This window comes from Herbiconiux ginsengi (genome assembly GCF_900107435.1).
GTDB lineage: Bacteria > Actinomycetota > Actinomycetes > Actinomycetales > Microbacteriaceae > Herbiconiux > Herbiconiux ginsengi.
On record NZ_FNPZ01000001.1, the window covers coordinates 583,756 to 595,459 of the forward strand.

At 69.9% G+C, this 11,704-nt stretch carries 14 protein-coding genes; 7 read left to right on the forward strand and 7 right to left on the reverse strand.

All coding sequences use genetic code 11. From position 1 onward, the window contains the following. Positions 1-126: 126 nt before the first annotated feature. A complete protein-coding gene (locus BLW00_RS02840; protein WP_092548868.1) occupies positions 127-1,119 on the reverse strand; it encodes an RBBP9/YdeN family alpha/beta hydrolase in 993 nt (330 codons plus the stop codon). 43 nt (positions 1,120-1,162) lie between these two features. Next, a complete protein-coding gene (locus BLW00_RS02845; RefSeq protein WP_217634270.1) occupies positions 1,163-2,086 on the reverse strand; it encodes a PaaX family transcriptional regulator in 924 nt (307 codons plus the stop codon). Between the two features lie 172 nt (positions 2,087-2,258). Here BLW00_RS02845 and BLW00_RS02850 point away from each other — a divergent pair, with 172 nt between their 5' ends. Beyond that, entirely contained in the window at positions 2,259-2,819 is a 561-nt protein-coding gene (locus BLW00_RS02850) for a hypothetical protein (RefSeq protein WP_092548874.1), read from the forward strand. 44 nt (positions 2,820-2,863) lie between these two features. Continuing rightward, a complete protein-coding gene (locus tag BLW00_RS02855) occupies positions 2,864-3,229 on the forward strand; it encodes a gamma-glutamylcyclotransferase family protein (RefSeq protein WP_092548878.1) in 366 nt (121 codons plus the stop codon). A 132-nt stretch (positions 3,230-3,361) separates the two neighbouring features. Here the strand turns inward: BLW00_RS02855 and BLW00_RS02860 are convergent, their stop codons facing one another. After that, on the reverse strand, positions 3,362-3,979 hold the full coding sequence (locus tag BLW00_RS02860) for a helix-turn-helix domain-containing protein (RefSeq protein WP_245741223.1): 618 nt from the start codon (positions 3,977-3,979) through the stop codon (positions 3,362-3,364). A 56-nt stretch (positions 3,980-4,035) separates the two neighbouring features. Here BLW00_RS02860 and BLW00_RS02865 point away from each other — a divergent pair, with 56 nt between their 5' ends. Then, positions 4,036-4,983, forward strand: coding sequence for an NAD(P)/FAD-dependent oxidoreductase (locus BLW00_RS02865; RefSeq protein WP_092548884.1), 948 nt, complete (start codon positions 4,036-4,038; stop codon positions 4,981-4,983). Between the two features lie 61 nt (positions 4,984-5,044). Here the strand turns inward: BLW00_RS02865 and BLW00_RS02870 are convergent, their stop codons facing one another. Continuing rightward, the gene (locus BLW00_RS02870; protein WP_092548887.1) at positions 5,045-5,869 is read right to left on the reverse strand and encodes an SDR family NAD(P)-dependent oxidoreductase; all 825 of its coding nucleotides are present in this window, start codon (positions 5,867-5,869) and stop codon (positions 5,045-5,047) included. A 111-nt stretch (positions 5,870-5,980) separates the two neighbouring features. Between BLW00_RS02870 and BLW00_RS02875 the strand changes: the two genes are divergently transcribed. From BLW00_RS02875 to BLW00_RS02890, 4 genes are all read left to right on the forward strand, one after another. Further along, positions 5,981-6,922, forward strand: a complete 942-nt coding sequence (locus tag BLW00_RS02875; RefSeq protein ID WP_175494105.1) for a linear amide C-N hydrolase — start codon at positions 5,981-5,983, stop codon at positions 6,920-6,922. 94 nt (positions 6,923-7,016) lie between these two features. Further along, positions 7,017-8,240, forward strand: a complete 1,224-nt coding sequence (locus tag BLW00_RS02880) for a multidrug effflux MFS transporter (protein ID WP_092548894.1) — start codon at positions 7,017-7,019, stop codon at positions 8,238-8,240. A 259-nt stretch (positions 8,241-8,499) separates the two neighbouring features. Then, positions 8,500-8,751 (forward strand): type II toxin-antitoxin system Phd/YefM family antitoxin, encoded by a 252-nt coding sequence (locus BLW00_RS02885; RefSeq protein ID WP_092548897.1) that lies wholly within the window; start codon positions 8,500-8,502, stop codon positions 8,749-8,751. Beyond that, positions 8,748-9,008: a Txe/YoeB family addiction module toxin gene (locus tag BLW00_RS02890; protein WP_092548900.1), complete on the forward strand. Its 261-nt coding sequence runs from the start codon at positions 8,748-8,750 to the stop codon at positions 9,006-9,008. Before BLW00_RS02885 ends, BLW00_RS02890 begins: the two co-directional genes overlap by 4 nt. Before the next feature lie 177 nt (positions 9,009-9,185). On the opposite strand, the gene BLW00_RS02895 is transcribed toward BLW00_RS02890, so the two are convergent. The 3 genes from BLW00_RS02895 to BLW00_RS02905 form a co-directional block, all read right to left on the reverse strand. Further along, on the reverse strand, positions 9,186-10,037 hold the full coding sequence (locus tag BLW00_RS02895; RefSeq protein WP_092548904.1) for a PPK2 family polyphosphate kinase: 852 nt from the start codon (positions 10,035-10,037) through the stop codon (positions 9,186-9,188). Continuing rightward, a complete protein-coding gene (locus tag BLW00_RS02900; protein ID WP_092551879.1) occupies positions 10,034-11,056 on the reverse strand; it encodes a nitronate monooxygenase in 1,023 nt (340 codons plus the stop codon). Before BLW00_RS02900 ends, BLW00_RS02895 begins: the two co-directional genes overlap by 4 nt. A gap of 138 nt (positions 11,057-11,194) precedes the next feature. Continuing rightward, entirely contained in the window at positions 11,195-11,692 is a 498-nt protein-coding gene (locus tag BLW00_RS02905) for a GNAT family N-acetyltransferase (protein ID WP_092548907.1), read from the reverse strand. Between the last annotated feature and the right edge of the window lie 12 nt (positions 11,693-11,704).

Consider the following 11,704-nt stretch of genomic DNA (forward strand, 5'->3'; position numbering starts at 1 on the left):
ACGGTCATGTTTCATTATGCTGACTCGCGTCACATTAGTGTGAGATGGCCTTGTGGAGAGAATAGCGCGCCCACCCGGCGAGTGCAATCACCAGAAACGTCACTCATCCAGGAGGGGCGTTGCGCGTCAGACCGCCGCCCTCACCGACTCGCTCCAGACGACGGTGCAGCCCGCCCCGCGGTAGGCGGATTCGATCCGGCGACGATCGCCCTGTTCCGCGAAAGCGCCCGCGTCGACGACCGCCACGGAGTACTCGTGACCGTAGAGCTCGGCGAACTCGGCGACGTCCTCGACCCGGAGCGATTCCTCGCCGACCCGAGGGAAGAGCCGCGCCAGCCGTCGCTCCGGCTCGAGTCCGGCCGCCCGCAAGGCCTCCTCGACGGCTTCCGTCCCGGCGTCCGAGATCGGACCCAGCACCGCGATTCCGAGCCGGCGACCCTGCGGTGAGAAGTGCGCCGCCAGAGCGCGACCGAGTTCCTCGTCGCCGGACGCGACGGCCGGCAGGGGCCACACGCCCGTCTCGCACCATTGGAGCATCTCGGGCCACGGCCCGAATCCGGCGGCCTGATTCAGGTGTCCGCCGCCGGGCACCTCGACCGTGGCCAGGCCGAGCGGCAGGCCGTAGCGGGTCTCGGCGCCCTCGGGGAGATAGGGGTCGCCGATCGAGGAGAGCAGGAGAGCGGGTTCGACGGTTGCGGCCGCCACCGCCTCGGCCGTCACGGTGACGGGAAGGCTCTCGGAGACGTCTCCCCCGTGCATCCCGGTCGCCGGCGGCGCGACGAGAACGGCCCGCCTGGCCAGGGGAGCGGGCGGACGGCCGTCGGCGAGCGCCGCATCGCGGGCACGATCGCCGCACATGCGCAGCCACAACAGCACGCTGAGGCCGTGCGCCACCACCGTCACCCGCTCGCGCCCCCGCAGGGCGCGCAGCGCGACGTCCGACCAGTCGGCGTAACGGGGATGCTCGGGGTCGGGCAGCGTGAGGTAGTCGACGCTCGCCCCCCGCTCCACCAGCCTCTCGGCCAGCCACCCCTGCCAGTGCCCCGGCTGACGGCGGTGCTGCCAGCCGTCGAGGAGGAGGAAATGCTCATCGGCGAGCGCGGGAGCGGTCGAGGTCATCAGTCATCCTTCACGGTAGGGAATCGCGGGGAGCGCGAGGTGATCAGTCGGTCACGGTCAGGGCCAGCGACGCTTCGCCGGCGGGATCGTCGATCGCGGTGCCGGTGACCTCGCGCACGAACTCGGTGGCGAGGCCGCTGAAGCGGCCCCGAAGGCGGAAGACCAGGGCATTGCTGGCGTCGCCGGGCCAGTCGTCGGGGAGCAACGAGTCGGGAAGACCGGGATCGATGTAGGGGATGATGCGCCAGGTGTCGACGCTCCGGATGTAGATCGCGAACGCGTCGCGCGGGGCCACCTCGGCGGAGTCGGCCATCAATCCCTCGGCCGAGTAGTCGCTCAGGAACTCCTCGTGCTGGGCGCGGATGGCGTCGAGGTCCCACCACGAGGCCACGGCGTCTCGGAGATCGCCGGCGACACGAGGGCGTTCCGTGATGAACACCGTCGCGTGCTCTCTGACGCCCAGATCCTGGAGGATCTCGTCGACCTCGTCGACGAGATAGGCGGGGCAGATCCACAGTGCGGGCGAGACCGTGCCGCACCCGATCCAGTGCAGCCGGCGCCGCAGCTGATGGCGCAGATGCCGGTTCTCCTCGGGGATCGAGAACGACACGGCACACCATTTGCTCTCCGGGCCCATGTTGCGTGGATGGTAGATGCGGCGGTCGCCCCGGGCGAGCATGGGCGCGGCGTCGGGAACGAGCGCGTATCCCGCCACCTTGCCGCGGGTCTCGGGAACCACGAGCGACTTCTTCTTCACCCGCGCCAGAGCGGTGCGCGTGCGCGGGGCGGGAACGTCCAGAGCCTCCATGAGGGAGACCAGGTCGGCCACCGCGATCCACCCGCCGAGCTGTCGGAGGTAGATGCCGAGCACGGTGCGCAGCAACGACGTGATGCTCCCGGGCCGGGAGTCCATGTCGTCGAGGATCTCACCCATCACCGCCCCCGTCCGGCGTCCGGCGACGCCCACCTCCCGACCGTAGCATCTCTCAAACGTGACGACCGTCTTGAGCCTGCGCATCCGTGGCGGTCGATCACGCCGGCTGACGGGGCCGCGCATCCGCCGCATCCGGAATTCACCCCCACGTGCCGCCGGATCGGGACAGGATGGAGGAAACAGTCCGCCTGCCGAGGGGAGAACCGTGAGCCAGCCGACACCCGACCATCCCGCCGCACCGCCGTATCCGACCCCGGGTCAGCCCGTCTACCCGCCCTCCCAGCCGCAGTACGGCGCGCCGGCCGGCTACCCACCGCAGCAGCGACCTCATCCGGGTTACGGCGCGACACCGCCCGCGAGCGCGCCGCCGCGCCATCCGGGCTACGGACCGAATCCGCCGGGTGCACCCGGCCGGCCCGGTGCACCCGGTCCTCAGCAGGCCGGCGGTGCGACGACCCGCGATCCGCTCGGGCTCGCGGCCCTCCTGCTCGGTGCCGTCGGACCGGTGCTCGGATTCCTGTTCCTCTTCGTCCAGGCCGCGGCCTTCGCCTCGGGCAGCGGTGCCGCCTCCGCCGTCTCGGGCGTTCAGACGGTGCTGGTGGGCCTGACGGCGCTGGCCGCGGTGATCCTCGGTCTCGTGGCGATCAGCAAGCCCGGGTCGCCGAAAGCCCTCGCCTCCGCCGGCCTCGCGCTCGGTGCAGCGGGCCTGCTCGGCGTGCTGGGTGCTCTCGTCTATCCGGTCATCCTCGCGGTCGTGTACGGCTGACGCCGCCGTGGCCCGATAGAGGCGTGGCTCGATAGAGTCGAAGCGTGGACGACGCGGATGGGGTGCTGCTCTTCTCCTACGGCACGTTGCGCCAGCCGGAGGTGCAGCTCGCGACCTTCGGGCGCCTGCTCGGCGGGTGCGAGGCAGCCGTGGTGGGATACCGTCTCGACTGGCTCACCATCACAGACCCGGCCGTGATCGCCACGAGCGGGAGCGACCGGCATCCGCTCCTCGTGCCCGACTCGACCGCCGATCCGGTGTCGGGCACGGTGTTCGAGATCACGGTCGACGAGTTGCTCGCCGCCGACGACTACGAGGTCGACGACTACCGGCGGGTGCTGGTTCCACTCGACTCGGGCGAGCAGGCCTGGGTCTACGTCTTCGCGGGCGCTTCGGGACCGGTCGGCTGACAGCCGAGCAGGTCACGACCGGATGCGCTCCTCGGCCTCCCGGGCGAAGGGCACCTGTGGCCCCCCTTCCGGATGCGGGCCGTTCGATCGAGACGGCGGACCTCGCGGCGTACCTACGCTGAGACGGCGGGCTCAGCGCCCCGCGCGCCGATCGGGCTCGGTCTGCGCCCGCACGTGGATGCGCTCCCCGTCGCGGCTGAAGATGCCGATGATCTCCACGGGCCGGTCGTCGGCGCTGCCCAGCCAGTGCGGCACTCGCGTCGCGAACTCCGCCGCTTCTCCGGGCTTCAGCACGATGTCGTGCTCCCCCAACCGCAGCCGGAGGCGGCCGTCGAGCACGTAGAGCCACTCGAAGCCCTCGTGACTGCGCAGCTCGGGCTCCTCGTCGCGCCGGTGCAGCACCATCCGCACCGTCTGCATCGCCGAGCCCTCGCGCGAGAGCATCTCCACCTCGGCACCCCACCGCTTGGAGAGCCGGGGCCGCACCCGGGGGTCGGGAACGGCGGCATCCGACACCAATTCGTCGATCGTCACCTCGAGGGTCGCCGACAACGGGATGAGCAGCTCGAGGTTGGGCTGGCGCTTGCCGCTCTCCAGGCGCGAGATCGTGCTCGCCGAGATGCCGGTGGCGGCAGCGAGCGCCGCGAGGGTCAGCTCGCGGTCGAGGCGGGCCGCCTTGAGGCGCGCGCCGATCAGGGCGCCGCGACTCGGAACGGGGGCGCCGGAGGTCGTCACGGCCATGTCACTCATCTTGCCATTTCAGCACATTGCTTTGCCAGGGCGGATGACGGCGCGACAGTGGAGTCATGAACAACGAATCCTGGGATGTCATCATCGTCGGCGGCGGAGCCGCCGGACTCAACGCGGCCCTCGTGCTGGCCCGCGCCCGCCGCCGTGTGGTCGTGGTCGACGGCGGAGAACCGCGCAATCGCTTCGCACCGCACATGCACGGTTTTCTCAGCCGTGACGGGATGTCGCCGCTCGAACTCCTCGAGATCGGCCGCGCCGAGGTGCGCGGTTACGGTGCCGAGATCATCACCGGGCGGGCCGTGCGCGCCGCCGGCGAGTCCGGCGCGTTCACGGTCGAACTCGACGACGGTCGGATGCTCGCGGGCCGTCGACTCGTGATCGCCACCGGTCTGCGCGACGAGCTGCCCGACCTCCCGGGCCTCGCCGAGCAGTGGGGGCGCGGCGCGGTGATCTGCCCCTACTGCGACGGCTGGGAGTCGCGCGACTCGCGCATCGGGGTGCTCGCCACCACCGCGCTCAGCCAGCACCAGGCCGCAATGCTCCGGCAGTGGTCGGCCGACGTGACGTTCTTCGGGCCCCTCACGGCCGAGCTCGACGACGAGACCCGCGCGGGTCTGGAAGCACGCGGGGTGCGCATCCTCCCGGCGGACGCGACCGCCGTGCTCGCCGACGACGAGGGCCGCCTCACGGGTGTGACCCTCGACGACGGCGCCACGTTGGAGCTCGATCGCCTCTTCCTCGGCCCGCGCCTGGTGGCGAACGACGAGCTGCTGCGGCAGCTCGGAGCCGCCCGTGGCGAGACGATGATGGGCGAGTGGGTGACGTCCGACTCCGTGGGGCTCACCTCGGTGCCCGGCGTCTGGGTGGCGGGCAACTCGGCCATGTCGAACTCGCTCGTGGTGATGGCCGCGGCATCGGGCGCCACCGTCGCCACGCAGATCAACGCCGACTTGGTGATGGACGACACGCGCCGCGCCCTCAAAGCGACGGAAGCCCACGTGTAATTGTGCAAATAGCGAGGACCGACCCCCTATAGGGCGTCGGTCCTCGCTATTTGCGCAATTTCTAGCCCTGCGCGAGCTCCGAGACGTCGTTCCACTTCTCCCAGGTCGCGATGCGCGACGCGTAGTCGGCCTTCGCGATGCCAAGCGGCGCGATTCCGAAGAACACGCGCAGCGGCGGTTCATCCGCGTCGACCACCTGCAGCAGCGCGGCCGCCGACGCCGCGGGGTCGCCCGCCGCCCCGAGCCGGGCGCGTCGCGCTGCGGCGACCTGCTCGTGCACCTCGGCGTAGTCCTCGAGGGGCTCCGAGGTCGACGACGAGGAGCCGCTCCAATCGGTGCTGAACCCGCCCGGTTCCACGAGCGTCACCTTCACCCCGAATCCGGCGACCTCCTGGGCGAGCGCCTGCGAGAAGCCCTCGAGCGCCCATTTCGAGGCGTGATAGATGCCCACCAGCGGGAACGCCGAGATGCCGCCGATCGACGAGACCTGCACGATGTGACCGCTGCCCTGCTCGCGGAGGAACGGCAGCGCCGCCTGGGTGATCCAGAGCGCGCCGAAGAGGTTCGTCTCCAGCTGTGCACGGGCCTCCGCCTCGGTGATCTCCTCGATGAATCCGAAGTGCCCGTACCCGGCGTTGTTCACCACGACGTCGAGGCGCCCGAAGTAGTTGAACGCCTCGGTCACGGCGGCGAAATCCGCCTCGCGGTCGGTGACGTCGAGCTGGAGCGGCAGGATGCGCTCGCCGAAGCGGTCGACGAGTTCGGCCAGCGTCGCCGTGTCGCGGGCGGTCGCCGCCACGCTGTCGCCGCGCTCCAGGGCAGCCGTGGCCCACTCCTTGCCGAACCCGCGCGATGCGCCGGTGATGAACCAAACCTTCTGAGCCATGGGGAGTCCCTTCTCAACGGGTCGCGGGGACGCGATCTCTTCGGAATCGAACGTAGCGCGCAGCGGAGAACTTCCCCAGAGGGAGAACGGATGCCCGCTACGCTCGGATTCATGTGCACACGCATCTTCTGGAACGACAACGCCGTCGCGAAGACCGTCAGCCGCTGCATGGACTGGTCGGTGAGCGACGAGCCCGAGCTCTGGTTCGTTCCCCGCGGTGTGACGCGTTCCGGCAACGCCGACGAGGCCTCCCTCAACTGGACGTCGTCGTACTCGAGCATCGTCGTCAGCATGTGGGGCGTCGGCACGGTCGACGGACTCAACGAGAAGGGCCTGGCGGCACACGCCCTCTACCTCGACCTGGATGACGTGGAGTTCCCGGCGCCCGACGACCGCCCCACCATCGCCACGACGCTCTGGGTGCAGTACCTGCTCGACAACTACTCGACGGTGGCCGAGGCCGTCGCCCACCTCGACGAGGTGCGCATCTACTCCCCCGACATCCGCGGTCAGGAGCTCGGTGTGCACATCGCGCTGGAAGACGCTTCCGGCGACTCGGCGATCGTCGAACCGATCGGCGGCGAACTCGTCGTGCATCACGGCCGGGAGTTCACGGTGATGAGCAACTCCCCCACGCTCGACGAGCAGCTGGCCAACCGCTCGCGGTACCGCGCCTTCGGCGGCGAACTGCCGCCGCCCGGTGACATCACGTCGCTCGACCGTTTCGTGCGCGCCTCGTATTTCCTGCACTACCTGCCCGAGCCCGAGAACGTGGAGCAGGCGGTGGCCGGGGTGTTCCAGCTCATCGCCAACGTCTCGGTGCCCTACGGTGCTCCGTATTCGGATGGCGGCGTGTATCCCACCTGGTGGCAGTCGGGTGCCGACCTCACGAACGGGGTCTACTACTTCGGGTCCACGCGCAGCCCGAGCATCTTCTGGGTGAGCCTCGACCGCTTGCGCGACGGCACCGAGGTGTTGCGCCTCGATCCGCGCGACGAGTCGCTCGTGGGCGAGCAGTCGGGCCGCCTGGAACCGGCGACACTGCCCTACTGAGCGCATCCGGCCGTCGACCCGTCACTTGTGGTCGTTCTGGCCGACCCAGAGCGACCACAAGTGACGGATCGAGGGGACGAAGAGAGGGGATGTCGTGACAGGAGCGAGCAGGCCGAACCGGCGGGTGCTGATCGCGATCCTGCTGGGCGTCATCCCGCTCAGCCAGTTCCCGATCGACGTCTACACACCGGCGATCCCCGACATGATCCGCGAGTTCGGCGCATCCGCCACCCTCGTGCAGAACTCGGTGTCGGCCTATGTGCTGGGCATGAGCATCGGACTGCTCCCGGTGGGCATCATCGCCGATGCACGCGGCCGAAAGCCCACCCTGCTCGTCTGCCTCGCGCTCCTGTTCGCCGCGAGCCTCGGCATCACGGCCACCACCGACATCGGGCTGCTGCTCGTGCTGCGCTTCGTGCAGGGAGTCGGAGCGTGCGCCTGCATGGTGGTGGTCTACGCCATCGCCGCCGATACGCACCGCGGGCGGGAACTGACGGCGCTCTCGGGCTGGCTCGGCGCATCCTGGGGCCTCGCGCCGGTGATCGCGCCCGCGATCGGCGGGCTGCTGGTGCAGTTCGTGAGCTGGCGCGGCATCTTCGTGCTGATCGCGGGGCTCGCCGCCGTCGCCGCCGTCGTGGTGTGGCGCCTGTTGCCAGAGACGCTCGCGGCCGACAAGGCGGAGCCGATCCGGCCGCGCCTGATCGTTCGCGTGCTGGGCACGACGCTGGGGAGAAGGCTCTTCGTGGGCCTCACTCTGGTGTTCGCCGTGTTCGCGAGTGCCCAGCTGCTCTTCGGCGTGGTGGCACCGCTGCTCTACGAGACGCAGCTCGGCCTGCCGCCCGCGGCCTACGGCGGCATCGCCCTGCTCGTGGGCGCCGCGAATCTCGGTGGCGAGCTGGCGACCGGCTCGCTGGCCACCCGAATCTCGTCGAGACTCCTGGGCTTCTCGGCCTTGGCGTCGTTCACCGTCGGCGCCGTCATCCTCACCGTGAGCGGGCTCCTGATCGGTCCCGACATCCTGTTCATCACACTCGGCGGCATCTTCGTGATGCTCGGCTGCGGCGCCCTCTGCCCGATGGCCTACGGTCTCGCGCTCGGCCTCTTCGACCGCAACCTCGGCCTCATCGGCGGACTGACCAGCGCCGTCTGCTACCTCTTCGTCGCGGTCACGATGGGGGCGGCGGCCACCCTGCCCGACGACAGCCAGACGCCGATCGGCGTGATCTACCTGGGTTGCGCCGCGGTCGGCGGGGTGCTGCTCGCGCTCTGCCTGCCGAGCACCAGACGGGCGATCGCGTCGCCCAGCCAGGCCTCGTAGCGCTCCTTGCTCCAGCCGGGTTGCACCACGAGCTGCTCGTGGCTCTCCGGTGAGACGGGAAAGGAGAGGATGTCGGCGAGCTCGCGCCTCTCCCCGTCGTCGTCGAGTTCGCGGCAGCCATGCCGGGCAGCGAGCGCGCGCATCGGCTCCGACATCCTCCCCTCCCGGGGCCGCGACGCCGTGCGGGCGGGCGTCACTCCCACGCCCGCCCACCAGGCACATGTGGTACGCTTTCTGGTACCACTCGAAAGGGGATGCGATGTCCGCGATCACAGCGACCGACGCTCGGCGCAACCTGTTCGGACTCATCCAGCAGGTCAACGACGATCATGCCCCGATCGAGGTCGTGTCGAAGCACGGCAACGCCGTCCTCATCTCCAAGGACGACTACGACGCGATCACCGAGACCGCCTACCTGTTGCGGAATGCGAAGGGTGCGGAGCGGCTGCTCGCGGCCCTCGAGCGCGCACGGCGCGGTGAGTTCGAGACCCACGAGTTGCACGAGGCGTGAGCCGGCAGCTGGCCTTCGACCGGGGCGGGTGGGAGGACTACACGTACTGGCAAGGTCAGGACCGGAAGACCCTGAAGAGGGTCAACGGCTTGATCCAGGAGATCCTGCGCGACCCGTTCACAGGCACCGGCAAACCCGAACCGCTGAAACACATCCTCTCGGGGGCGTGGTCAAGGCGCATCGACGATGCCAACCGTCTCGTGTACCTCGTGACCGACACGCACATCGTGGTCTTGCAGGCGCGCGATCATTACTGAATAGACGACACCGGCACCTCAGCGTCGATCCGTGCTGGGAGCTGTCGGACAAGAACTTCGCGGTGATCTCCGCGGCGCTGCGGCTGATCGCGCAGCGGATCGACGCGCTCGAGAACCGCTGACCGAGATCCGCTGACGCGAACCGCGAACCGCGAACCGCGACGCCCGCGCCGCCGCTCAGGTCGCGAGCAGCCGTTTGCGCTGCTCGTCGACGTCGTAGTCGGCCGCCGGCCAGCCGAGGTCCAGCCCCTGCAGCGCCTCGTTGAGGATCTGCTGCACCGCCAGCGACGAATACCACTTCTTGTCAGCCGGAACCACGTGCCACGGCGCGTGCTCGGTGTCGGTCTGGGTGAGCGCCACCTCGTAGGCGTCGTGGAACAACGGCCAGAGCCCGCGGTCGTCGACGTCGCCGGGATTGAACTTCCAGTGCTTGTCGGAGCGGTCGAGCCGCCGTAGCAAGCGGTTCTTCTGCTCGTCGCGGCCGAGGTGCAGCATCACCTTGAGCACCGTCGTGCCACCCTCGACGAGCCGACGCTCGAACTCGTTGATCTCGGCATAGCGCGCGGTCAACTCCTCGGAGGAGATGAGCTCGTGCACGCGCGGCACCAGCACGTCTTCATAGTGCGACCGGTCGAAGAAGCAGATCTGCCCGGGCGCCGGCAACTCCTTCTCCACCCGCCAGAGGAACGGATGCGCCAGCTCTTCCTCGGTCGGCTTCTTGAACGCGTGATGCGTGATGCCCTGCGGATCCATCGGCCCGGCCACACGTTTCACCGTGCCGCCCTTGCCTGCCGTGTCCATGCCCTGCAGCACCACGAGCACGGAGTGCTCACCCCCGAACAGGCTGTCGGCGAAGAGCTTCTCCTGCAGCTTCGGGAGGGAACGACTGGTTCCGTCGAAGATCTCCTCTGCGGCATCCTTGTCGAGCACACCCGGCGTGGCGGAGGTGTCGATGGCCGAGAGGTCGACCGGGCTGCTGACCCGGAGCCGATCGCTCCAGCCGGCCGGATGGGTGGGGTGCTTGGTCACACGATCTCCTTCGCGAGGTGCCGGACGATCTCGGCGGCGCTGCCGGACCGGATGGATCGGAAACCCGCCCCCGCCCACACGTTGGTGCCGTGCGGGTCGCCGGCCGCGGTGGCTGCGGCGCGGAGGGGTGTGGTGAGCTGGTTGACCTCGGGATAGCCGAGTGGCGCGACCGGGTCGTGCCGGCGCATGAACTCGTTCGCCAGGCCGCGGGCCGGGCGCCCCGAGAAGGCGTGGGTGACAGCGGTCTCGGTGAACTGCGGGTCGACGAGAGCGGCGCGCTGCACGGGATGGGTGCCGGCCTCGCGGGCGAGGAGGAACGCAGTGCCGGCCTGCGCGGCGACGGCTCCGCGGGCCAGCACGTGAGCGACTGACGCCGGAGTGGTGAGGCCCCCGGCGACGACGAGCGGCGCATCCGTGTAGTGGCGGATGCGTCCGAACAGCGTGTCGAGATCGTCTCGGGGCGGCGGAGCTGCCGGGTCGAAGGTGCCGCGGTGTCCGCCGGCGAGCGGCCCTTGAACCACGAGCACGGGTGCTCCGTTCGCCAGAGCGATCTGCGCCTCGGCGAGCGAGGTGACGGTGACGACGGCGAGCACATCGGCATCGGCCAGTCGCCCGATCGTCTCGGCGTCGGGGCTGCCGAACGTGAAGGACGCGACGGCGGGGCGGAGAGCCAGCAGCACGTCGAGCTTCTCGGCCCAGGCATCGTCATCCGGATGCGGGCTGCCGGTCTCGACGCCGTAACGGGCAGCACGCGGTGCCAGCGCAGCAACGTAGGCGGCGAGCGCCTCCTCCGTCGCGGCCGAGGGCTGCGGCACGAAGAGATTCACGCCGAAGGCCTCGCCGGTGAGCAGGCGCGCGCGGTGGATCTGCTCGTCGAGATCGGCGGCGCTGCGGTAGCCGGCGGCGAGGAATCCGAGGGCTCCGGCGTTGCTCACCGCGGCCGCGAGCTCGGGCGTCGAGGGCCCGCCGGCCATCGGCGCCTGCACGATCGGAACGCGGAGAGCACGGAAGTCGAACATCGACTTCACCCTACTCGCGCCCGAGCGCTCCTCTCCTGGCGAGCATCGACGCAGTTCCGTCGATTTCGGCCCTGAGACGCAGCGGGAAGGGCCGAAAGCGACGGATCTGGCTGCACGTGGAGGGGGAAGCAGGAGGCGTCAGAGGGGTTTGGCCATGTTCATCGCGGTGGTCTCGTAGCCGAGCGAGGCGTAGAGCCGCTGGGCGACGGTGTTGTGGCCGAAGACGTTGAGTCCGAGGCGCACGGCGCCGTGCGCGCGGGCCTCCCTCTCGGCGAGCAGCATGGTCTCGCGGCCGAGACCCTGACCGCGGTGCGCCCGGTCGATCTCGATGTCGAACACCCACCACTCCCCGGGCTGCCGCGGCGACATCGGGCCGATCCAGAGCACGCCCACGACCTCGGCGTCGGCGTCGGCGTCGGCGTCGGCCTCAGCGGACTCCGTCACGACCTGAAAGACGAGCTGGCCGGCGGCGGGAAGGCCGTCGGGAAAGTACTGGGCGTTCGACTCCTCCGCCCGCTCCCGGGCGTACTCCGCGGAGTCACCCTCGGCCATCCGTTCGCGCACGTACTCGGCACTCGTGTACTCGAGCCACGCGGCGAGCGCCTCCACGGGCATGGGTCGGAGTGCGGCTGCCATGGCCCCAGATTA